The following is a 23,188-nucleotide window of genomic DNA, read 5'->3' as shown; positions in this document are numbered from 1 at the left end:
GCGACGTCAGGCGCGCGTCTGCGCCGCTGCATCCCTCCGGAACAGCCTGATCAGAGGCCCGACCAGCCAGCGCATCGCGACGATGGTGAGGCCGCCGACGATCACTCCGAACACGGCCGCAAGCCCCGCTCCGGCCAGCCACTCCCCGGCGCCGGCGAGAGCCGCCGGCAGCGCGCGTCCGGCCGCGGCAGCGAGATCCTGCACGCCATGGCCGAGACCCTTGAGGCCATATTCTTCCAGCCCATGGATGATGATGCCGCCGCCGACCCAGAGCATCGCGGCCGTGCCGACCACGCCGAGCAGGTTGAGGAAATGCGGCATGGCGACGACGAGGCCGCGTCCGAAGGGCTGCGTCAGCCAGGACAGCGCGCGATCGAATGCCCCCGCCTTTCCGGCGTCCGGCCGCCTCAACCCGAGCAGGCTCGCCGCCGGCCGCTGGTTGGCGGCGAGCGCCATGCCTGCATCGTCGGCCTTCACGATCAGCGCCACGACGCCGTAGACCACCACGGTAATGCCGATGCCGACGATGGCGAGCACGGACGCCTTCATCCAGAAGGACTGGTCGGAAACGCCGGCGAGCGTGATCGCCATGATCTCGGCCGAGAGGATGAAATCCGTTTTCACCGCACCGGCGATCTTCTGCTGTTCGAGCGCCGCCGGATCGCCGGTCGCCTCGCCGGCCTTGCTGTCGCCATGGGCGCCATGCGGCATCACCAGTTCCAGCAGCTTCTCGGCACCCTCGAAGCAAAGAAAGACACCGCCCGCCATCAAGAGCGGCGTGATCGCCCAGGGCGCGATCAGCGCCAGCACGAGCGCGCCCGGCAACAGGATGAGCAGCTTGTTGCGCAGCGAGCCCATCGCGATCCGCCAGATGATCGGTAACTCGCGCGCCGCCGCGAAGCCGACGGCATAGCGCGGCGTCACCGCGGCATCGTCGATGACGACGCCGGCAGCTTTCGCTCCGGCCTTGCCGGCCTGCGCCACGACATCGTCGACCGAGGACGCCGCGATCTTGGCGATGCCGGCGACGTCGTCCAGCAGCGCAAACAGCCCCGAAGCCAAGCGGCTCTCCTCGGATGGTTGTCGATCAGGCGAGGATAGAGCGCTTTTGGCTCACCGCAATGACAGTGCGCCGCCTCACCCCTTCAGGCTGGCGAAACCCCTGCCCTCGGACGCCAGGCGCCTGAGCAGCGGCGCCGGCTCCAGCGCCTTGTCGCCGATCTCCGCCGCCAAGGCTTCCAGCCGCTTCACGATGACGTCGAGCCCGACGCTGTCGGCCCAGAACATCGGCCCGCCGCGCCAGGCTGGCCAGTTATAGCCGTTGATCCAGACGATATCGATGTCGCCCGGCCGCGCCGCGATTCCCTCTTCCAGGATGCGCGCGCCCTCGTTCACCATCGGGTCGAGCAGGCGGGCGAGGATTTCTTCCTGCGTGAATGAACGCCGCGTCACGCCCTGCTCTGCGGAGATGCGGGCGATCAGCGCCTCGACCTCGGGGCAGCGCTGCCCGGCGCGCGCGCCTTGCGGATAGATGTAATAGCCGCGCCCGGTCTTCTGGCCGAACCAGCCGGCCTCGCAGATCGCATCGGCCACGGCGGCCTTCAGCCCGCGCGCCTTGCGCGAGCGCCAGCCGATATCGTTCCCGGCGAGATCGGCCATGGCGAAGGGGCCCATCTTGAAGCCGAAGCCGACCAGCGCCGCATCGACCTCATGCGGCAGGGCGCCGGCGACCAACAGGCGCTCGGCGGCGCGGGTGCGCTGCTCCAGCATGCGATTGCCGACGAAGCCGAAGCCGTTGCCGACCACCACCGGCACCTTGCCGAGCTTGCGGCCGAGCACGACGGCGGTTGCGATCGCATCGTCGGCCGAGCCCTTCGGCCGGACGATCTCCAGGAGCTTCATGACATTGGCCGGGCTGAAGAAATGCATGCCGATCACGTCCTGCGGACGCTTCGTCGCCGCCGCGATCGTGGGCACGTCGAGATAGGAGGTGTTGCTGGCGAGGATCGCGCCGGGCTTCGCCACCTTGTCGAGCTCGCCGAAGATCTGCTGCTTGACGCCCATCTCCTCGAAGGCGGCCTCGACGACGATATCCGCGCCGGCCGCAGCCGCGAGCCCGACCGCCGGCTTGATCAGCGCCATGCGCCCGGCCTTCGCCTCCGGCGTCAACGATCCCCGCGACACCGAGATGTCATAGATCGCGCCAATGCGGTTGACGCCGTTGTCGAGCGCAGCCTGCGCAGTCTCGATCAGCGTTACCGGGATACCGGCATTGGCGAAGCACATCGCGATGCCGCCGCCCATCGTGCCGGCGCCGATCACGGCAGCACTGGCGATCTCGCGCGGCTTTACCTCCGGCCCGATGCCCGGCACCTTGGCGACCTCGCGCTCGGCGAAGAAGACATGGCGCAGCGCCTTCGAGCGCTCGTCGACGAGCAGCGACAGGAAGAGCCTGCGCTCGACGGCCGCGCCCTCGGTGAAAGGCAGCGTAAAGTTCGCGCTGATGGCCTCGACCAGCGCCGCGACGTTCGGCATGCCCTCGGCTTTCTTCACGGCATCCTTGGCCTGCGCCTCGAAAGCCTCGCGGTCGGCCTCGGTCAGTTCGCCGGTCGCTGCGCTCGTGACCGGGCGGCGCCCTTCCGCCGCCAGCGCCTCGGCCAGCCGGCTCGCGGCAGCGACGATATCGCTGGAGACGACCTCGTCGACGAGCCCGTATTCGAGCGCTTTGCCAGCCGAGATCGGCTCGCCCGAGAGCATCATCGGAAAGGCCTTGGCCGCCCCGATCAGGCGCGGCAGGCGCTGCGTGCCGCCGGCACCAGGAATGAGTCCGAGCTTGATCTCGGGCAGGCCGAGCCTGGCAGCCGCCAGCGCGACGCGGCCATGGCAGGCGAGCGCGACCTCCAGTCCGCCGCCCAGCGCCACGCCCTGGATCGCCGCGACGACCGGCTTTGGCGAATTCTCGATCGCGTCGAGCACATCCGGCAGGCTCGGCGGGGCCGGCGGCTTGCCGAATTCGCTGATATCGGCGCCGGCGATGAAGGCCTTGCCGGCGGAGGCGATGACGATCGCAGCGACGGCGGCATCGGCATTGGCTGCCTTGATGGCACTCGCCAACCCCTCGCGCACGGCCGCGCCCAGCGCATTCACTGGCGGGTTGTCGATGGTGGCGATCGCGACCTTGCCGCGAACCTCAAGCTGAACCTTCGTCATCGACGTCTCCGCAATCCCTGTCTTGCGCCCGACTCGCAAGCCGAGGCAGCGAAGGCGTCTGGGCAGGCAAGGGAGAATCCGGGCCGCGCGATGTCAAGCGCCGGGCGGCGACGAAAGGCGCATCCGGCCTCGCTTGACCCTCGCAGAAGGCCCATGCCATCCCGGCTGCACAATCAGGAGCGGACCGATGAGCGAAGTGCTGAGCGAAACCGTCGCGGCCGGCGTGGTGCAGGTCACCATGAACCGGCCCGACCGCAAGAACGCGCTCGACCGCGCGAGCTATGCCGGGCTGATCGCCGCGATCGCCGCCGCCGAGACTGATGCCTCCGTGCGCGCCATCCTGCTGACCGGCGCCGGCGGCACCTTCACCAGCGGCAACGACATCAAGGATTTCGCCATCGCCGTCGCGGCCGGCGAGGGCACCCGCGTCGCCATCGATTTCCTCGAGGCGATCTCGACGGCGAAAAAGCCGATCGTCGCGGCGGTCGAGGGCTTCGCGGTCGGGATCGGCACGACGATGCTGCTGCATTGCGACCTCGCCTTCGCGGCCCGCTCGGCTACCTTCCGCCTGCCCTTCGTGACGCTCGGCCTCTGCCCCGAAGGCGGATCGAGCTATCTGCTGCCGCTGGTCGCCGGCTCGAAGAAGGCGGCGGAACTACTGATGCTGGGCGAGGCCTTCAATGCCGAGACGGCGGCCGCAGCCGGCCTCGTCAACGCCGTCACCGAGGACGGCACCGCGCTGGAAGCCGGTCTCGCCAAGGCGAAGGCGCTTGCCGCGCTGCCGCCGGAATCGCTCGCCCTGACCAAGATGTTGCTGAAGCGCGGCTCGGCCCAGGCCGTGGCTGAGACCATTGCGACCGAGGCCCGCCATTTCGGCGAGCGCCTGAAATCGCCGGAGGCCATGGCCGCCTTCATGGCCTTCCTGAAGAAGTGAAGCGTGGCGGCCCCTCAGGCCGCCGCCACCCGCCTGCGGCCCTTCAGCCAGTCGCGCGTCCAGGAGAAGACCGGCCAGAGCAGCGCCGCGAAGGTCATCGCCGCCAGAACCGACGAGACCGGCCGGTCGAAGAAGGGCAGCACCGAGCCGTCCGACTTGATCAGCGAGGTCACGAAGTTCTGTTCCACCATCGTGCCCATGACGATGCCGAGCACCATCGCCGCGACGGGATAGCCGTTCTTCTCCATCACGAAGCCGAACACGCCGAAGAAGGCGACGCACCAGACCGCGAACAGGTTGTTGCCCGCTGTCGCGAAGGCGCCGACCGCGCAGAAGATCATGATCACCGGCATCACCGCCGAGCGCGGCGCGCCGACCACCTTGCTCGCCAGCCGGATCATGATGATGCCGAAGGGGATCATGATGATGTTGCCGAGGATGAAGATGATGTAGAGCGCGTACATGCTCTCGGCCTGACTGGTGAACAGCGTCGGCCCCGGATTCAGCCCCTTCATGTAGAGCACGCCGATCGCGATCGCGGTGATCGTGTCGCCGGGGATGCCGAAGAGCAGCGCCGGCACCCAGCCCGAGGCGAGCGAGGCGTTGTTGGAGGCACCGGCCTCGATCAGCCCTTCCGGATGGCCGGTGCCGAACTTCTCCGGCGTCTTCGAGAAGCGCTTGGCCATGGCATAGCTGACCCAGGCCGCCATGTCGGCGCCGGCTCCGGGCAGCACGCCGATGATGATGCCGACGATGTTCCCGCGCGTCTGCTGCTTCGGATATTCCTTGGTGAGCTTCCACTGCCCCTTCAGGATCGAGCCGAGCTTGCGGTTTTCGATCTTGGGCGGATCCCGCTCGGTCAGCGAACGCATCACCTCCGCCAGCGCGAAGACGCCGACCAGCGCCGGGATGACCTCGATGCCGCCCAGGAGATTGGTCGATCCGAAGGTGAACCGCGGGACGCCGCCGGGATTGTCGATGCCGATGCAGGTGATGAGGAGGCCGAGCAGCATCGCCGCGATCGCCTTGATCGGCGAGGAGCGCGCCACCAGCGTCGAGCACATCAGGCCGAGCATCGCGAGCCAGAAATTCTCGTAGGTCGAGAAGGACAAGGCCATCTCGGCCAAGAGTGGTGCGATCAGCATCAGCGAGAGCGTGCCGGCAATGCCGCCCAGCGCCGAGAACCACAGGCAGATGCCGAGCGCCGTCTCCGCCTGGCCCTTGCGGGTCATCGCATAGGCCTCGTCGGTATAGGCGGCCGAGGCCGGCGTGCCGGGAATGCGCAGCAAACAGCCCGGAATATCACCGGAGAAGATCGCCATGGCGGATGCGGTGATGATCGTCGCGATCGCCGCGATCGGCGAGAGATAGAAGGTGACCGGCACGAGCAGCGCCGTCGCCATGGTCGCGGAAAGGCCGGGCAGCGCGCCGACGGTCAGCCCGTAGAAGGCCGACGCCACGATGGCGATCATCACGTCGAATTGGAAAACCAGCCCGAAGGCCTTGATGACGGTATCCATCGTCAGGCCTCGCTCACCAGGGGAACGGCAGGATGCCGCCGGGCAGCGGCACCCGCAGCAGCTTCAGGAAGATCAGGTTGATAATGAAGGGCGCAATGATCGCGAGCGGCACGGCGAGTTTCGGCTTCGCGCCGAAGGCGAGACTGCACAGCAGCACCATGATCGCCGTCGTCGGCAGGAAGCCCAGCGTCTCCGAAGCCATCGCGTAAAAGGCAAGCAAGGCCGGCGGCAGCAGCGCCAGCCAGTTGCGCCAGGCCGGCAACGGCACGAGCTCTTCCGGCGTCGCGTGGCTGACCACGTCAGCCTCGGCGACCTCCTCGAAATGGCGGCCGATCCCGAAAACGATCAAGCTGCCGCAGATGACGAGCCCGGCCCCGACGACCATCGGAAAGGCGGAGGGGCCGACCTGCTGGCCGGGCACCGGCGGCAATTTCGAGCCGTAGAAGAAAGCGACGGCTCCAAGCGCGGCGAGCGCTGAACCGGTAATGCGGTCGGATAGTTGCAAGGGCGCAACCTCCCTGGACGATCAGATCATGACGAGACGAAAACGCCGGGAGCTTCGGCATCGACCCGAGAAGTGGAATCCGGTTCTCGGAGAAGTCGATGCCCAGCAAAGAACAGCAGCATCTACGATGCTGCTGTTGCTCCCGGCGCTCAGCGTGTCCGGCCGTTCAGCCCTTGGCGAGGCCTGCTGCCTTCATGGCGGAGGCCATGGAGGTGTCGCTAGCCGCCATGAAGTCGGCGAAGCCCTTCCCGTCCGCGAACTTCATGCCGAAGCCGCGCGCATTCATGAAGTCCTGATAGTCCTTCGAGTCGAAGGCCTTCTTCAGCGACGCCGTGAGCTTCGCCGCGATCTCGGGCGGCAGGCCCTTCGGCGCCCCGATGCCGCGCCAGGCGCCGATCGAGTAGTTGATGCCGAGCGTTTCGTTGAGCGTCGGCACGTCCTTGAACTGCGGGTTGCGCGCGCTCGCCATGATCGCCAGCGACTTGGCCTTGCCCGCATCGATCATGGCGCGCGCTTCCGGTACCGAGCAGGTCACGATATCGATGCCGCCGGCCGCCAGATCCTGCATGCCGGGCGCCGCGCCGTTCGACGGCACCCAGGCGACGTGATCGGGCTTCAGGCCCATGGCGACGAGCCAGCCGATCAGGGCGAGATGCCAGATGCCACCCTGGCCGGTGCCAGAGGCCTTGAGCTTGCCGGGAGGGGCGGCCTTGATCGCGTCGGCCAGCGCCTTGATGTCCTTGTAGGGGCCGGCGGTCGAGACCTGCACGCCCGGGGGGTCCTCGTTCATCAGCGCGAGCGAGGTATAGCTCGTCGATTTCAGGTCGGTCAGGCCCTGATGATGCATCATGGCGATCTCGACCGTCAGCATGCCGATATTGTAGCCGTCCGGCGCCGCCGTCGCGATGGCCGAATGACCGACCACGCCCGAGCCACCCGTGCGGTTGACCACGTTGACCGGCTGGCCGAGGTCCTTCTCCAGAAGCTGTGCGACGATGCGCGCGGTCGCGTCCGTGCCGCCACCGGCACCCCACGGGCAGACCATGGTGATCGGCCGCGAGGGATAGTTCGCCTGCGCTATGGCGGGCGCCGCGATCAGGCTCGCGCCGGCCGCGGCCGCGCCCTTGAGCACAGTTCGCCTGTCGATGAAATCGCTCATTCCCCAATTCCTCCCGTTAAATCGATTTAGTGTCCGGGCGCTCCTCGTCAGCGACGGGGCTCCCTTGATCCGACGGATGTCATCTGAGCCGATCACACGGCCAGTGACAACCTCTCATTTTGGCCGAGGCTACAGCCCGCAGACGATCGGCTGGACCGCGCCGGAAACCCGCTCGACCACCGCACCGGTGCTGAGCTCCGTGCCCGCCGCTGCCGCCGGCAACGACACTCCCGCCTTGCCGAGCATAGCCTGGATCGCGGCCGTGTCGGCGAAGGCATAGCTGCGCTGCGGCGCGACGCCGGCGATCAGGACCTTGTCGGAAGGGTTGTCGGTGACAACCCCGACGAGCCGGCCCTGCCGGTCGAAGGCCGGCGCACCCGCCTGCCCCGGCTGGAGCGGCGCACTGAGCGCCAGCTTGCCGCCGGCCTGCACGCCCAGCCCGGGCAATGCGACGGCAGCCCGCTTACCGCCATCGTTGCCGTAGGCCACCAGCACTAGCGCGTCGGAGGCGTTCGCCGCCTCGCTGCGCAGGCCCGGCGGTTTCGATGCGCCCGCGCCTTCCAGGTCGAGCAAGGCAAGCCCGCTGGCATCGTCCTTCAGGCGCAGCTTCGCGTTGCGATTGCCGACGCGCAGGCTGCGGCAGTTATCGACCGCAGCCCCAGCGCTCAAGGCCACCCGCTCGTTCAGCGCCAGGGCAACGCCATAGCGCTCATTGCTGCGCGCGGCAGGCGCAAGCAGCGACGACAGTCCCGAGGACGGAGTGGTAGCGGCGCCAGCGACCGCCGAAGGCTGGGCCGGAACCGCCCCGGTCGGGAAGGGCTCGAAGCTCGCGGCGATCGCGATGACCAGCTTGTCGACGGTCGGCGCCAGCGCCTTGTCATAGCCGATCGAGAAGCCGCGCAGGCCCTGCGGCCCGGCCGAGAGCCGGCGGTAGAAGCGCCCGGTCGGCGTCTCGCCGGTGACGACGAAGAAATCCGGTCGCAGCAGCTTGTAGGTGATCTTGCGCGGGCTGTTCGGATTGACCGCGATCGCCTTCTCGTAGATCGCCGCGAGGTCCTCGCCGCCGGGCGGCGTGGTCGAGGTGTCGAGCGTGACCTTCTGGTCGGCGCTCTGCCAGCGGCTGCCGCCGGCAGGCAGCGCCTCGCGCTTCGGCAGGAGCTTCATGGGAATGCCGATCTGCACGCCGCTCTTGTCGTCGGCCAGCACCTTGAACCCGGCCGTATCGCGCGCCGCCTGCGCCGCCCTGGCAAGCGCCGCCCGCTCGGCCGGCGGCAGCAGCCCGTCGGCCGGGCCCCGCGCGCCCTTGAAGGCGTTGATCGCCCGGAAGGTCAGCGGCCCATAGGAACCCGACACCGCACCGTTGAACTGCCCGGCCCAGATCAGGTCGTTCTGGATCGCCTTGCGCTCGGCTTCGGGCAGCGCCTCGAAACCCGCCTGCGCCGCCGCCATCTGGGGTGAAGGGCCCGGCGCGGGCGCCTGCGCAGAGACAAGCGGCGCCGACAGCAGCGCGAGCGAGAGCGTCACGCTGCGAAGCAACGTGATTCGCAGCGGGTGGAAAGGGGCGCGCGGCATGGGTCTCGTCCTCGAGAACGGGCGAAATGGCTGCATTGAGCGTCAGATCGCGCCGCACCGCAACCATGGCGAACGACTCCCGTAACGGCACCCGCCGCCCCAGCGCACCCTGCATTCGCATGACTTGAACGAACGCGGCACGGTGATAGCCTGCCGGCCCCGTCTCACGCCGTCATCGGCCTGAAGCCATGTCCGGCGATCCTGGCCGGGCCGATCGACGAAGAGGACCGACGATGACCCTGCTTTCCCGTCTCGCGCTCGCCCTCTCGCTGACCTTCGTGGCAGTGCCTGCCCTCGCCCAGAAGGCCTATGTGCGCAACGACCTGCTCGCAGATGGCCAGCGCCTGGAAGAGCGGCTGAAGCGCGAGGTCGCGTCCGGCAATCGCTCCGCGGCGGACGCCATCCGCGCCGGAGAGATCGCGCTCGGCCGCGGCGATGCCCGCTCCGCCCTGCCCCAGGCCAATGCCGCGATCGTCGCCGATTCCGCCAATGCCGCCGGCTGGCGCCTGATGGCGCGCGCCGCCAACGCGATCGAACCGCGCGACTATCGTGAGCGCTGGGAATTGCGCGAGCGCGCCGTCGCCGCCGCCTATCTCGCCTATCAGCGCTCGACCAACCGCAATGACGAAGCGGCCTCGCTCGGCGTGCTCGCCCGCACATTCGAGAAGAACGAGCTCTGGCGCCCGGCGCTGACCACCTATCGGCTCAGCCTCGATCTCGCCGCCAATGCCGCGCTGCAGAGCTCCTATGAGAGCCTGCGCGAAAAGCGCGGCTTCCGCCTCATCTCCAACAAGATCGATTCCGACGCTGCGAGCCCGCGCGCCTGTTTCGTGTTTTCCGAAGCCCTCGCACGGGGCAGCGTCGATTTCGCGCCTTATGTTGCGATTTCCGGCGGCAAGGGCGACTTCGCCGTCAGCGCCGAGGATCGCCAGATCTGCGTCGATGGCCTCAAGCATGGCGAGCGCTATGCCATCGTCATCCGCCAGGGCGTGCCCTCGGCGATTCCCGACGAAACCCTGCTGAAATCGGCCGACTACGAGATCTATGTCCGCGACCGCACGCCCTCCGTGCGCTTCACCGGCAAGAACTACGTGCTGCCGCGCACCGGCCAGCAGGGCATTCCGGTCGTCTCGGTCAATTCCGGCAAGCTCGATCTCGAGGTCATGCGGATCGGCGACCGCAACCTGATCAACTCGGTCCATTCCGAGGATTTCCTCAGTCAGATCGGCTCCTATTCCGCCCGCCAGATCTCCAGTGACAAGGGCCAGACCGTCTGGACCGGCACGATGGATGTGAAGTCCGAGCTGAACCAGGACGTCATCACCGCCTTCCCGGTGACCGAAGCGGTCGGCAGCCTCAAGCCCGGCGTCTACGTGATGTTCGCCAAGCCTTCGGGCGGGCCGGCAGCGGCAGCGCCCAGCGATGATGGCGATTCCTACGATGACGGCTCGACGCGGGCGACGCAGTGGTTCGTCGTCTCCGATCTCGGCCTGACCTCCTTCACCGGCCCGGACGGCGTGCATGTGCTCGCCCGCTCGCTGGCCGATGCCAAGCCCATCGCCAATGCGGAACTGCGCCTGATCGCCCGCAACAATGAGGTGCTCGGCACCGCCAAGACCGATGGCAACGGCTATGCCCGCTTCGATGCCGGACTGGGCAAGGGCCAGGGCGGCAACGCGCCCGGCCTCGTCACCGCCTCGCTCGCCGAGGATTACGGCTTCCTCGATCTTAAGCAGACCGCCTTCGACCTCTCCGATCGCGGCGTGAAGGGCCGCGTCGCGCCCGCCGGGCTCGACGCCTATCTCTATACCGAGCGCGGCGTCTATCGCTCCGGCGAGACGGTCTATCTCACCTCGCTGCTGCGCGATGCCAAGGGCGCCGCCGTGACCGGCCTGCCGCTGACCATCGTCGTCAAGCGCCCCGATGGCGTCGAATACCGTCGCCGGCAGGTCGAGGATCAGGGCGCGGGCGGCCGCGCCCATTCGATCCAGCTCGTCTCCGGCTCGGCGACCGGCACCTGGCGCGTCCTCGCCTATTCCGATCCGAAGGGACAGGCGATCGGGGAGACCTCCTTCCTCGTCGAGGACTATGTGCCCGAACGGCTGGAGCTGACGCTGACGCCGAAAGCGCCGCTGCTTCAGGCCGGCCAGCCCGCCGAGCTCGACGTCAACGCCCGCTATCTCTACGGCGCACCGGGCTCCGAGCTCGACGTCACCGGATCGATGACGATCCGCGCTGCGGACGCCAGCGCCATCCCCGGCTTCAAGGACTATCAGGTCGGCCTCACCGACGAGGCTTTCGAGCCGGTCCAGAGCGAGTTCGAGGAGAGCACCACGACCGACGCCGCCGGCAAGGCGACGATCTCCAATCCCGTGCAACAGGCCGACACCAACCGCCCGCTCGAGGTCGAGATGACCGTGCGCGTCGGCGAGCCCGGCGGACGCGCCATCGCCCGCTCGGTCACGATGCCGATCGTGCCTAAGGGCGCCGCCATCGGCGTGAAGAAGCTGTTCCGCGACGGCGATCTCGGCAACGGCCAGACCGCGACATTCGAGGTCATAATGGCGACCGGCGACGGCAAACGCCTCGCCCGGCCGGGCGTCAAATGGGTTTTGTCCAAGGTACGCCGCAACTACCAGTGGTTCTTCCAGGACGGCCGCTGGAACTATGAGGGCGTCAAGACCACCCGCCGCGTCGCCGATGGCGAGGTCGCGGTGGCGGAAGCGGCCGGCGCCAAGATCGCCGCCCCCGTCGAATGGGGCAATTACCGGCTCGACGTGACCTCGGACGGCGTTGAGGCGGCCGAAACCTCGGTCTCCTTCAGCGTCGGCTACGAAAGCGACAAGACGGCCGACACGCCGGATGTGCTCGATGTCGCGCTGGACAAGGCGTCCTATGCCGATGGCGAGAGTCTGCAGATCCGCTTGTCGCCGCGCTTCGCCGGCAAGGCGACGCTCGCCGTCATCACCGACAAGGTCGCGGATATCCGCACTGTCGACATCACGGAGGGCGGCACCTCGGCCAGCATTCCGGTGAAGGCGGAATGGGGCGCCAGCGCCTATCTCGTCGTGCTCGCCCATCGCCCGATGGACGCCGCCGCCAAGCGCCTGCCCGGCCGCGCCATCGGCCTCTCCTGGTTCCAGATCGGCAAGGAGACGCGCACGTTGGCGCTCGATCTCGGCGCACCCAAACTGGTCCGCCCGCTCACCACGCTCTCGCTCCCGGTCAAGGTCACCGGCATGAAGGCCGGCGAGGAGGCCTATGTCACGCTGGCCGCCGTGGATATCGGCATCCTCAACCTCACCCGCTACGAGAGCCCGGACCCGAGCCAGTTCTTCTTCGGCCAGCGCCAGCTCGGCCATGACCTGCGCGATCTCTACGGCTATCTGATCGACGGCATGCAGGGCACCCGCGGCGCGATCCGCACCGGTGGCGACGCTGCGCCCAAGATGGACGGCGAGAAGCCGACGCAGGAACCGCTCGCCCGCTATTCCGGCGTGGTCAAGGTCGGGGCCGACGGCACAGCGAAGATCGATTTCGACCTGCCGGCCTTCAACGGCTCGGTCCGCGTCATGGGCGTCGCCTGGTCTTCCGGCCGCACCGGCCAGGCCAGCGCCGACGTGATCGTGCGCGACCAGATCGTCGCCCAGGCGACGCTGCCGCGCTTCCTCTCCATCGGCGACCAGTCGCGCTTCCATCTCCAGGTCGACAATGTCGAGGGTCCCGCCGGCGCCTATACCGTCGATCTCGACGTGAAGGGCCCGGTTCTGGTCGCCGCCGACGCCACCCGCCGCACCATGCAGATGGGTGCCGGCGCCAAGACGCAGATGACGATCCCCGTTACCGCCGCCGGCCTCGGCCGCGCCGAGTTCGACGTGCGCGTCTCCGGTCCCAACGGCATCGGCACGGTGCAGAACCTCGCCGTGCGCGTGCAGCCCTCGGCCGCGACAATCGCGCGCCGCATCGTCCGCGCCATCCCCGGCAATGGCGGGGCGATCACCGTTTCGTCGGACCTGTTGGCAGATCTTGTGCCGAACTCCGGGCAGGTCTCGGTGACGGTCTCGCCCTTCGGCTCGCTCGACGTGCCCGCCCTGCTCAAGGCGCTCGATCGCTACCCCTATGGCTGCACCGAGCAGACCGTCTCGCGCGCCCTGCCGCTGTTGGCGGTCAACCAGCTCGCCTCGCTGGAACAGCTCGCGCTCGACGACAAGGCCGACGAGCGTGTCGTCAACGCGATCGAGCGCGTGCTCGCCCGCCAGGGCGGCAACGGCTCCTTCGGCCTCTGGGGTGTCGGCGGCGACGATCTCTGGCTCGACGCCTTCGTCACGGATTTCCTGACGCGGGCTCGCGAGAAACAGTTCGCCGTGCCGCAGATCGCCTTCAATCTCGCGCTCGACCGCCTGCGCAATCAGGTCGTCAACACCAGCGAGATCAACAAGGAGGAAGCGGCCGGCATTGCCTATGCGCTCTATGTGCTCGCCCGCAACGGCCGGCCGGTTATGGGCGACCTGCGCTATCTCGCCGACAACAAGCTCGGCGATTTCGCGACGCCGCTCGCCCGCGCCCAGATCGGCGCCGCGCTCTCGGCGCTGGGCGATCGCGGCCGCGGCCGTGCCGCCTTCGGCAGCGCGCTCGGCCTGCTCCAGCAGGCGAGCGATGACGGCTTCTCTCGTCCCGATTACGGCTCCCGCCTGCGCGACAGCGCCGGTGTGCTCGCCCTGATCGCCGAAGGTAATGGCGAGCGCGCCGATATCTCGCGCGCCGTCTCGATCGTCGACGCAACCCGCAACAGCGCCCGCTACAGCTATACCTCGACGCAGGAGCAGATGTGGATGGTGCTGGCGGCGCAGGCCATGGCCAAGGATGCCGAGGGCATGGCGCTGACCGTCGACGGCACGGCCCGCAAGGGCGCGCTCTACCGCACGCTCTCGGCCGAGGCGCTGGAGGCGAAGTCCCTGACCATCGTCAATCCCGGCGCCGGCAATGCCCAGGCGGTCATTACCGTCGCCGGCATCCCGACCGCACCGGAGCCTGCGCTGAACCAGGGCTTCGGGCTGGAACGCGTCATCTACACGATGAAGGGCGAGAAGGCCGATCCGGCCCGCCTGCGCCAGAACGAGCGCTATGTCGTAGCGCTGACCGTCACGGAGGCCGCGCCGCGCTACGGCCGCCTGCTGCTGGTCGACCCCGTTCCGGCCGGGCTGGAGATCGAGAATGCCAACCTGACCGAAGGTGCCTCGGTCGCGGGGCTCGACTGGCTGAAGCAGGAGGTCTACCCGGTGCATACGGAATCGCGCGACGACCGCTTCGTCGCCGCCTTCGAGCGCTCGGGCTCGCGCAACGACAAGCTCTCCTACACCGTCGCCTATATGGCGCGGGCCGTCTCGCCCGGCCGCTATGTCTCGCCTGCCGCCGTGATCGAGGACATGTACCGGCCGGATCGCTTCGGCCGCACGGGCTTCGGCGCGGTGGAGATCACCTCGGCGCGGTGAGATGAACGAGAGCGGGCAAACAGGGCCGTCATTCTCGGGCGAAGCGCAGCGCAGGTCCGAGAATCTAGATCAGGAGATGCTCGGGGCAAGCCCGAGCATGACGGCCCACACCGGCCGCTTTCGCAAACTGAAGATCGCAGCCGGCGTCCTGACCGTCTCGGCAATCGCGGCGACAACCGCCCTCGCCCTCTTCGCCCGCTCCCTCCCCCCGCTCGACCTCGCGGCCGCGACCGATCGCTCGACGGTGGTGCTCGATCGCGAGGGGAAACTGCTGCGACCCTTCCTGACCGCAGACGGGCGCTGGAAGCTCCCCCTCACATCAGAGGATGTCGACCCGCGCTATCTCGCCATGCTCAAGGCCTTCGAGGACAAGCGTTTCGATAGTCATCGCGGCATCGATCCGCTGGGCATACTGCGCGCTGCCGGCCAGATGCTCGGGAACGGCCGCGTCGTCTCCGGCGGCTCGACCCTGACCATGCAGGTCGCACGCCTGCTCGAACCGCGCGAGGAGCGCACGCTAGGCGCCAAGCTCCGCCAGGCCGTGCGCGCCGTCGAGCTCGAACGCCGCTTCGACAAAGCCCGCATTCTCGACCTCTACCTCACGCTCGCGCCCTTCGGCGGCAATCTCGAAGGCGTGCGCGCGGCGAGCTTCGCCTATTTCGGCAAGGAGCCGAAGCGGCTCTCGACCGCCGAGGCAGCGCTCCTCGTCGCCCTGCCGCAATCGCCCGAGACACGTCGACCGGATCGCTTCGTCGAAGCCGCCCGCAAGGCGCGCGAACGCGTGCTGGAACGGGTCGAGCAGGCCGGCCTCGCCACCCGTGACGAGGTCGCCGCCGCCCACAGCGAACCGATCCCGACCGCGCGCCGCCCCTTCCCGAATCTCAGCCCCCATATCGCCGAACAGGCTGTTGCCGAGGCACCGGCCGAGCGTGTGCAGAAGCTGTCGCTCGATGCACGCCTGCAGGCCGCGCTCGAAGGGCTCGCCCGCGAGCGCAGCCTCGGCCTCAGCCCCCAGGTCTCGATCGCGATCCTCGCCGTCGACAACGAGACCGGCGAGATCCGCGCCTCGGTCGGTGGTGTCGATTATTTCGCGACGGAGCGGGCCGGTGCGCTCGACCTGACACGGGCGCTGCGCTCGCCGGGTTCGGCGCTGAAGCCCTTCATCTATGCGCTCGCCTTCGACAACGGCATCGCCCATCCCGAGACGATGCTGGAGGACCGGCCGGCGCGCTACGGCATCTATATCCCCGAGAATTTCGACATGACCTTCCAGGGCATGGTCAGTGCGCGGAAAGCGCTTCAGCTCTCGCTCAATGTGCCCGCCGTCGAACTGCTCTCGGCGCTCGGCCCGCAACGCTTCCTCTCGCGCCTGCGCGATGCCGGCGTCGCCATCGCCATGCCCAGGGACAGCGGCGCGCCCGGCCTTGCAGTGGGTCTCGGCGGACTCGGCATCACCTTGCAGGATCTGACCCGCGCCTATGTCGGGTTGGCTCGCGGCGGTGAGATGCTGCCACTGCGCTTCCGGACGCAGACGACACAAACCGGCCCGGCGCCCCGCCTCGTCGATCCCGTCGCAGCCTGGTATATCGCCGACACCCTGCTCGGGGCGCCGCCGCCGCTCAACGCGGTGCCCGGGCGCATCGCCTACAAGACCGGCACTTCATACGGCTATCGCGACGCCTGGGCCGTCGGCTTCGATCGCAAGCATACGATCGGCATCTGGGTTGGTCGCGCCGATAACGGCGCAGTGCCCGGATTGGTCGGGCGCACGGTCGCCGCGCCGATCCTGTTCGACGCCTTCGCCCGGCTCGGCATCGACCCGCGCCCCTTCCCGCAGCCGGCCGACGCGATCGTCGCCAGCACAGGCCATCTGCCGCCACCACTGCGGCATCTCCGGCAGGACGTGCCCAAGACCGTGACGGCGATGACGACGCCTGCGCTGAAGCTCGCCTTCCCGCCGGACGGCGCCCGCATCGACCTCTCCGCCGCCGCGCTCGACGGCAACAGCCGGCTCAACCTCAAGGCCGCCGGCGGCTCCCCACCCTATACCTGGCTGGTCGACGGCACGCCGGTCACCGAGCCGCAGCGCCGCCGCGAGACGCAATGGCAGCCGCCCGGCAAGGGTTTCATGCGGATATCGGTGATCGATGCGACCGGCGCGAGCGAGAGCGTCTCGGTGAGGCTGCAGTAGCGCTCGCTTCCCACCGCGTCATCCCGCAGGAGAAGGCGCCCTCTCGTTACATGGTCCCGTGTCTGCGCCGCAGCGTTGCACGCTGCAGCGCGCACGGGATGACAACGAGAGCCGTTTACTCCGCCGGGGCCGGATGTGCCCCATGCGCGCCGTGCCCTTCCTCATGCGGAGCATGGCGCGAGCCGTGGATCTTGCGGGCGAGGTAGCTGTAGGCGACAGGCACCACATAGAGCGTCAGCAGCGTGCCGAAGGTCATGCCGCCGACGATGACCCAGCCGATCTGCGAGCGGCTTTCCGCGCCGGCGCCCTTGGCGATGGCGAGCGGCACGGCGCCGAGCACCATCGCGCCCGTCGTCATCAGGATCGGGCGCAGGCGCAGCTCCGCCGCCTCGACGAGGGCGTCGATCATCTCGCGGCCCTCCTCGCGGAGCTGGTTGGTGAACTCCAGGATCAGGATGCCGTGCTTGGTGATCAGGCCGACCAGCGTGATCAGGCCGATCTGGCTGTACACGTTCATCGTCCCGCCGGTGTAGTAGAGCGCCGCGAGCGCGCCGGTCAGCGAAAGCGGCACCGAGACCATGATCACCACGGGATCGACGAAGCTTTCGAACTGCGCCGCCAGCACCAGGTAGATGAAGCCCAGCGCCAGCAGGAAGACGATGAATATGCTGGCGCCCGACTGCTTGAACTCGCGGCTCTGGCCGGAATAATCGACCTGCACTGAATTCGGCAGGACACGCGCCGCGCCGTCCTCCATGACCTTGAGCGCATCGCCGAGCGAATAGCCGGGCGCGGGAATCGCGGTGACCGTCGCCGAGCGGAGCTGGTTGAAGCGCACGAGCTCCTTCGGCGCGACCGTCTCCTCGACCTTGACCAGGCTGGAGAGCTGCACCACGGCGCCGCCGCGGCCCATCAGGTAGATCGATTGCAACGCCTGCGGCGTGTTGCGCTCGGCGCCCTCGACCTGCAGCACGACGTCGTACTGCTTGCTGTTCATGTTGAAGCGGGTGACCTGCCGGCCGCCGAGCAGCGTCTCCATGGTCCGGCCGATGATGTCGACATTGACGCCGAGATCGGCGGCGCGCTGCCGGTCGATCGAGACCTTGATCTGCGGCTTGTCGAGGATGAGGTTGGTCTCGACATTGGTCAGGACAGGCGAGTTCGAAACCTCGGCGATGAGCTGATCGACATAGGACTTGATCTGCGTATACGGCTCGGACGAGCGCAGCACGAACTCGACCGGCTTGCTGTTCGCCTGGCCCTGGCCGAGCGAAGCCGGGTTGGTCGCGAACAGACGGATGCCGGGGATCTGCGATAGCCCCTTGTTGATCTCGGCGACGAGATCCTGCTGCTTGCGCTGGCGCTCTTCCCAGGGCTTGAGGCGGGCGAAGCCGATCGCGCGCGTCACGTCGGGGAAGCCGACGATGACGAGATAGGTGTCGACCTCCTGGATGTTCTTGAAATAATTTTCGACCTGCCGGGCATAATCGGCTGTGAAGGACAAGGTCGCGCCTTCCGGCGACACGCCGATCGCATTGATCGTGCCGCGGTCCTCGACAGGCGCCAGCTCGGCGCGCAGATTCGTGAAGAAGAAATAGCCGCTGCCGGCAACGCCGAGCGCGAGCAGGACAACGAGCGGGCGCACCGTGAGCGCAGCGCGCAGCGACGCCTTGTAGCCGCGCGACAGCCCCTCGAAACCGCGCTCCAGCACATTGTAGAGCCAGTTATGCTTCTCGTGATGGCGCAGCAGCTTGGCGCACATCATCGGCGTCAGCGTCAGCGCGACGAAGCCGGAGACCAGCACGGCGCCGGCCAGGGTCAGCGCGAACTCGATGAAGAGCTTGCCGGTACGGCCGGTCGAGAAGGCCATCGGCGCATAGACCGCGACCAGCGTCAGGGTCATCGCCACAACGGCGAAGGCGATCTCGTTGATGCCGCGGATCGCCGCCGGGGTCGGCTGCATGCCGTCCTCGATATGGCGGTGGACATTCTCCAGCACGACGATGGCGTCGTCGACGACGAGGCCGATGGCAAGCACCATCGAGAGCAGCGTCAGCGTGTTCACGGTGAAGCCGAATGCGTACATCAGCGCAAACGAGCCGATCAGCGAGACCGGGATCGTCACCAGTGGGATCAGGGTCGCGCGGACCGAGCGCAGGAAGATGAAGATGATCAGCACGACCAGTACGATCGCCTCGATGATCGTCTGGTAGACCGCCTTGATCGAACGGTCGATGAAGACCGAGCTGTCATAGGATTTGGCGATCGACATGCCTTCCGGCAGGTCCTCGATGATGCCTGGCAACGCCTCCTCGATGCCGGCGGAGACGTCGAGCGGGTTCGCCGTCGCCTGCTTGACGATGCCGATCGTGACCGAAGGCGTGCCCTTGAACCAGGCGGCGTTGCGCTCCTCGCGCGCAGCGAGCTCGACCTTGGCGATGTCCTTGACCTTGACCGGGAAGCCGTTGGCGTCCTTGACGACGATCTCGCGGAATTCCGCCGGCGTGGTCATGCTGGTCTGCGATAGCACCGTGAATTCGCGGTCGTTGCTCTCGATGCGGCCCGACGGAATCTCGATGTTCTGCGCCCGGACCGCGGCCTCGACCTCCTGGACGCTGACGCTGTAGGCCGACATGCGAGCCCGATCGAGCCAGATCCGCATCGCGTACTGGCGCTGGCCGAGGATGCGGACTTCCGCCACGCCGGTGACGTTCTGGACGCGGTCCGAGATGAAGCGGTCGGCGAAATCGGTCAGTTCGAGCGGCCCGTGCCGCGAGCTGGTCAGCGAGAGATAGAGAATCGGCTGCGAGTCTGCCTCGACCTTGGCGATGACCGGCTCGTCGATCTCGTCCGGCATGCGGCTGCGCACGCGGCTGACGCGGTCGCGCACGTCGGAAGCCGCGACATCGGGGTCCACGTCCGGGCGGAAGCGCACCTGGATGAAGCTGCGCTCCTGGCGGCTGGTCGAGGACAGGATCTCGATGCCCTCGATGCCGGCGATCGAGTTCTCCAGGATCTGCGTGACCTGCGTCTCGATGATCTCGGCCGAGGCGCCGCGATAATCGGTGCGGACCGAGACGATCGGCTCGTCGATATTGGGATATTCGCGGATCGTCAGGCGGCCGTAGGAGACGATGCCGATCAGGATCACAAGCAGGCTCAGCACCGTCGAGAGGACGGGCCGGCGGACGAAAAGTTCGAAGAGGCTCATGCGTCAGCCCTCAGAGCTGGCTCGTCTGGACGACCTTGTCCTTGATCGCGATGATCGCGCCATCGCGCAGCCGCATCTGGCCGGCGGTGATGACCTGCATGTCGGGCTTCAGCCCGCTGACGATCTCGACCTTGCCCGGCAGGCGCTTGCCCAGTTCGACTGAAACCTTCTTCGCCTTACCCTTCTCGACGACATAGACCATCTTGCCGACCGCATCGGGCACGACCGCCATCTCCGGAACCAGGATCGCGTTCTCGCGCTGGTCGACGGTGATGGCGAGCCGGGCGAACAGGCCGGGCTTCAGGGCGAGATCGGCATTCGGGATGTTGGCGCGCAGGCGGATCGCCCGGCCGTTGACGTCGACCACCGGGTCGATCGCATAGATATGGCCCTGGAATTTCCGATCCGGCACCGCATCGACGCGCATCTGCACGGGCTGGCCGGTCTTGAGGCGGCTGAGATAAATCTCGGGCACGCGGAAATCGATCTTGATCGGGTCGATGCTGGTCAGCACGATCAGCGGTTTGCCGACCGAGACATAATCGCCGACGCCGACGGAGCGCAGGCCGACGACGCCGTTGAACGGCGCCACGATGGTCGACTGGGCGAGCTTGGCCTTGGCGAGCTGGACACGAGCCTCGCTGGAGGCGAGCTTCGCGGCGGATTCGTCGAGAGCGACCTGGGTACCGGAGCCGCGCGAGACCAGCGAGCGCAGGCGCTCGTTCGTGTCGCGAGCGAGGCCCAGATCGGCCATCGCCTGCTTGAGCTCTGCATCGAGGATCGCCGTATCGAGCTTGACCAGTTCCTGACCGGCCTTGACGCGCTCGCCCTCCTTGAAGCCGAGGAAGACGACACGGCCGGCGATTTCAGGCGCGATGACGACGGATTCATCGGCGGCCAGCGTGCCGAGCGCCTCGACCTCCTCGCTCACGGTCGCGATCTCGATGGAGGCGACCTCGACCGGAATGGCGCGCGGCCCCGAGACCGCGCTGGCCTGTGCCTGCTGCGCGCCGGCGCGCTGGTTGCGGTAGGCATAATAGCCGCCGCCCGCGATGGCAGCGACGAGAACAAGAAGAACGAACCGCTTCATCAGGCTGGAGGCTCCGTTGCCGCCCATTGGTCTTAAATGGAACGAAAGGCGTTGCTAAGATGCCGGCGTGCCACAGCGGCACAAAAACAGCGGTTTTTGCGCCGATGCCGCATCGATCCGGCCTCACAGGCATCGATGCAAGATGCTTGCCGATAAGAAGCCCACCGTCACGGGCGTCTCCGCCGCACACAAACATCCACGTTCATCCTGCCGGTAAGCCGGGAAACGTCCAAGCGCATTCTGGAGACCTCACGAAACGTTGACCGGCTCCTGAGGCGGCAAATGGCTCCTTTCGGAGCCTTGGCAGGCCGTCATGTGGCTGTCATCCGCGGTCGTTAGGGCTCGCCGCGATCGAGACGCCTGACCCTCTGGCCTTGGCCGGACGGGGACGCGCTCATGCCCGTATCGAGTCCGAGAACCAGTTCATGCTCCGCATCGAAGGCCTGACCAAGCGCTTTGGCGACAGGAACGCGGTCGACTCCGTCACCCTGACCGTCCCGAAGGGAGAGATGGTCGGTGTCATCGGTCCTTCCGGCGCCGGCAAGTCGACGCTGCTGCGCATGCTGAACCGCCTGACCGAGCCGACCTCCGGCCAGATCATCTGCGAGGAGCAGGACGTCACCGCTCTGAAGGGTGCCTCGCTGCGCCGCTGGCGCCGCGACACGGCGATGATCTTCCAGCAATTCAACCTCGTCGGCCGCCTCGATGTGCTGACCAATGTCCTGCTCGGCCGCCTGAACCATCGCTCGGCTGCGCTGACGCTGGTCAAGAGCTTCTCCGAGGACGACAAGATCCGCGCCATCGCTGCACTTGAGCGCCTCGATATGGGGCATCTGCTGGCTCAGCGCGCCGAGACCCTGTCCGGCGGTCAGCAGCAGCGCGTCGCCATTGCGCGTGCCCTCGTCCAGGAGCCGCGCATCATCCTCGCCGACGAGCCGATCGCTTCGCTCGACCCGCGCAACACCCAGGTCGTGATGGACGCGCTGTTCCGCATCAATCGCGAGGACGGCATCACGGTGATGTGCAACCTGCACGACCTCGACATAGCCGCGAAATACTGTGACCGCCTGATCGGCATGTCCGCCGGCAAGGTCGTGTTCGACGACGTGCCGCAGGCGCTGACCCGCGAGATCGCCGCCGAACTCTACGGCATCGAGGCCAAGGATGCCGGCGCCGAGGCGCTGGACGCGCTCGACGCCATCGCCGCCTCCGAGGCGAAGCGCGCCCGCCAGAAGATCGCCTGACTCCCCGAGATCGCCGGACCGGCCAAGGGCCGTCGCCGCGAGAAGACCATCCCGCCTACGACTACAACCAGGAGCACATCGATGCTGACCCGTCGTCATACACTCTCGCTCGCCGTCGCCGGCCTGGCGCTCGCCGCGGCCCCGGCTTTCGCCCAGGACTGGAAGGCGAAATATCCCGAGATCGTCTTCGCGATCATCCCCTCCGAGAACGCCTCCGGCGTCACCGAGCGCTACACCCCCTTCGTGCAGTATCTCGCCAAGGAACTCGGCACCAAGGTGACCCTGCGCATCGCCAACGACTACGCTGCGATCATCGAGGGCCAGCGCACCGGCAACATCCACATCGCCTCCTACGGCCCCTCTTCCTTCGCCCGCGCCCGCATGACCGGCGCCAAGGTCGATGCCTTCGCCATCGAGACCAATCTCGACGGCACCAAGGGCTATCACTCGGTCTTCTACGTGAAGAAGGACTCGCCTTATCAGAAGGTCGAGGACCTCAAGGGCAAGAATCTCGGCCTCGTCGACCCGAACTCGACCTCCGGCAACAACGTCCCGCGCTTCGCGCTGAACGGCATGAAGATCGAGCCGGAAAGCTTCTTCTCGAAGGTCGTCTATACCGGCAGCCATGAGAACGCGATCATCGCGCTCCAGCAGGGCACCGTCGACATCGCCGCCAATTGGTGGAACGACGAGCAGGAATCGAACCTGCAGCGCATGGCCCGCAAGAACATGGCCAAGGCCGAGGATTTCCGGATCATCTTCAAGTCCGAGCAGATCGTGAACTCGCCGATGGCCTATCTCACCGACATGCCGGAAGAGCTGAAGGCCAAGATCCGCGACGCGGTCCTGAACCTCGCCACCAAGGACAAGGCCGCCTTCGACAAGATCTATGAAGGCAAGCAGGGCCCGCTCGTCGCCGTCGACAACAAGGCTTATGACCCGATCATCGAGCTGAACAAGTTCGTCGACGACCTCCGCAAGAAGAAGTCGTCGTAATTCAGCAAGCCGTCATGCCCGGGCTTGCCCCGGGCATCTCCTGATCGAGATTCCCGGGCCTGCG

Annotated in this window: 13 protein-coding genes; 5 read left to right on the top strand and 8 right to left on the bottom strand. The window is 67.5% G+C overall.

Features of this window, described 5'->3' with window-relative positions:
- Positions 1-6 precede the first annotated feature (6 nt).
- Positions 7-1,062 carry a DUF808 domain-containing protein gene (locus Q9235_RS15165; RefSeq protein ID WP_306222596.1) on the bottom strand — a complete coding sequence of 352 codons (1,056 nt, stop codon included), beginning with the start codon at positions 1,060-1,062 and terminating at the stop codon, positions 7-9.
- Between the two features lie 75 nt (positions 1,063-1,137).
- Positions 1,138-3,210 carry a 3-hydroxyacyl-CoA dehydrogenase NAD-binding domain-containing protein gene (locus Q9235_RS15160; protein ID WP_306222595.1) on the bottom strand — a complete coding sequence of 691 codons (2,073 nt, stop codon included), beginning with the start codon at positions 3,208-3,210 and terminating at the stop codon, positions 1,138-1,140.
- 187 nt (positions 3,211-3,397) lie between these two features.
- Between Q9235_RS15160 and Q9235_RS15155 the strand changes: the two genes are divergently transcribed.
- Positions 3,398-4,144 (top strand): enoyl-CoA hydratase-related protein, encoded by a 747-nt coding sequence (locus tag Q9235_RS15155; protein WP_306222594.1) that lies wholly within the window; start codon positions 3,398-3,400, stop codon positions 4,142-4,144.
- Positions 4,145-4,158: 14 nt separating this feature from the next.
- On the opposite strand, the gene Q9235_RS15150 is transcribed toward Q9235_RS15155, so the two are convergent.
- The 4 genes from Q9235_RS15150 to Q9235_RS15135 form a co-directional block, all read right to left on the bottom strand.
- Positions 4,159-5,664: a tripartite tricarboxylate transporter permease gene (locus Q9235_RS15150; RefSeq protein WP_306222593.1), complete on the bottom strand. Its 1,506-nt coding sequence runs from the start codon at positions 5,662-5,664 to the stop codon at positions 4,159-4,161.
- Between the two features lie 13 nt (positions 5,665-5,677).
- Entirely contained in the window at positions 5,678-6,169 is a 492-nt protein-coding gene (locus tag Q9235_RS15145; protein ID WP_306222592.1) for a tripartite tricarboxylate transporter TctB family protein, read from the bottom strand.
- Between the two features lie 166 nt (positions 6,170-6,335).
- The gene (locus Q9235_RS15140; RefSeq protein WP_306222591.1) at positions 6,336-7,328 is read right to left on the bottom strand and encodes a tripartite tricarboxylate transporter substrate binding protein; all 993 of its coding nucleotides are present in this window, start codon (positions 7,326-7,328) and stop codon (positions 6,336-6,338) included.
- Positions 7,329-7,457: 129 nt separating this feature from the next.
- Positions 7,458-8,900: a serine protease family protein gene (locus Q9235_RS15135; protein WP_306222590.1), complete on the bottom strand. Its 1,443-nt coding sequence runs from the start codon at positions 8,898-8,900 to the stop codon at positions 7,458-7,460.
- A gap of 233 nt (positions 8,901-9,133) precedes the next feature.
- On the opposite strand from Q9235_RS15135, the gene Q9235_RS15130 reads away from it, so the two are divergent.
- Both Q9235_RS15130 and pbpC read left to right on the top strand, forming a co-directional pair.
- Positions 9,134-14,392: an alpha-2-macroglobulin family protein gene (locus Q9235_RS15130; protein ID WP_306222589.1), complete on the top strand. Its 5,259-nt coding sequence runs from the start codon at positions 9,134-9,136 to the stop codon at positions 14,390-14,392.
- Positions 14,393-14,489: 97 nt separating this feature from the next.
- Positions 14,490-16,583, top strand: coding sequence for a penicillin-binding protein 1C (gene pbpC / locus Q9235_RS15125; RefSeq protein ID WP_306222588.1), 2,094 nt, complete (start codon positions 14,490-14,492; stop codon positions 16,581-16,583).
- A 115-nt stretch (positions 16,584-16,698) separates the two neighbouring features.
- Here the strand turns inward: pbpC and Q9235_RS15120 are convergent, their stop codons facing one another.
- On the bottom strand, positions 16,699-19,794 hold the full coding sequence (locus tag Q9235_RS15120; protein WP_306222587.1) for an efflux RND transporter permease subunit: 3,096 nt from the start codon (positions 19,792-19,794) through the stop codon (positions 16,699-16,701).
- Positions 19,795-19,804: 10 nt separating this feature from the next.
- Positions 19,805-20,884, bottom strand: a complete 1,080-nt coding sequence (locus tag Q9235_RS15115; RefSeq protein WP_306222586.1) for an efflux RND transporter periplasmic adaptor subunit — start codon at positions 20,882-20,884, stop codon at positions 19,805-19,807.
- 425 nt (positions 20,885-21,309) lie between these two features.
- Between Q9235_RS15115 and phnC the strand changes: the two genes are divergently transcribed.
- Positions 21,310-22,128 (top strand): phosphonate ABC transporter ATP-binding protein, encoded by an 819-nt coding sequence (gene phnC / locus Q9235_RS15110; protein ID WP_306222585.1) that lies wholly within the window; start codon positions 21,310-21,312, stop codon positions 22,126-22,128.
- An 81-nt stretch (positions 22,129-22,209) separates the two neighbouring features.
- Positions 22,210-23,124, top strand: a complete 915-nt coding sequence (phnD, locus tag Q9235_RS15105; RefSeq protein ID WP_306222584.1) for a phosphonate ABC transporter substrate-binding protein — start codon at positions 22,210-22,212, stop codon at positions 23,122-23,124.
- Positions 23,125-23,188 lie beyond the last annotated feature (64 nt).

Origin of the sequence: Bosea beijingensis, assembly GCF_030758975.1 — a bacterium.
Taxonomy (GTDB): domain Bacteria; phylum Pseudomonadota; class Alphaproteobacteria; order Rhizobiales; family Beijerinckiaceae; genus Allobosea; species Allobosea beijingensis.
This window is presented reverse-complemented; position numbering and strand designations above follow the sequence as displayed.

Coding starts and splice junctions, on each gene's coding strand:
- Q9235_RS15140 (WP_306222591.1), bottom strand. CDS start 7,328: ATGAGCGATTTCATCGACAGGCGAACTGTGCTCAAGGGCGCGGCCGCG.
- pbpC (WP_306222588.1), top strand. CDS start 14,490: ATGACGGCCCACACCGGCCGCTTTCGCAAACTGAAGATCGCAGCCGGC.
- Q9235_RS15155 (WP_306222594.1), top strand. CDS start 3,398: ATGAGCGAAGTGCTGAGCGAAACCGTCGCGGCCGGCGTGGTGCAGGTC.
- Q9235_RS15135 (WP_306222590.1), bottom strand. CDS start 8,900: ATGCCGCGCGCCCCTTTCCACCCGCTGCGAATCACGTTGCTTCGCAGC.
- Q9235_RS15150 (WP_306222593.1), bottom strand. CDS start 5,664: ATGGATACCGTCATCAAGGCCTTCGGGCTGGTTTTCCAATTCGACGTG.
- Q9235_RS15130 (WP_306222589.1), top strand. CDS start 9,134: ATGACCCTGCTTTCCCGTCTCGCGCTCGCCCTCTCGCTGACCTTCGTG.
- phnD (WP_306222584.1), top strand. CDS start 22,210: ATGCTGACCCGTCGTCATACACTCTCGCTCGCCGTCGCCGGCCTGGCG.
- Q9235_RS15120 (WP_306222587.1), bottom strand. CDS start 19,794: ATGAGCCTCTTCGAACTTTTCGTCCGCCGGCCCGTCCTCTCGACGGTG.
- Q9235_RS15160 (WP_306222595.1), bottom strand. CDS start 3,210: ATGACGAAGGTTCAGCTTGAGGTTCGCGGCAAGGTCGCGATCGCCACC.
- Q9235_RS15115 (WP_306222586.1), bottom strand. CDS start 20,884: ATGAAGCGGTTCGTTCTTCTTGTTCTCGTCGCTGCCATCGCGGGCGGC.
- phnC (WP_306222585.1), top strand. CDS start 21,310: ATGCTCCGCATCGAAGGCCTGACCAAGCGCTTTGGCGACAGGAACGCG.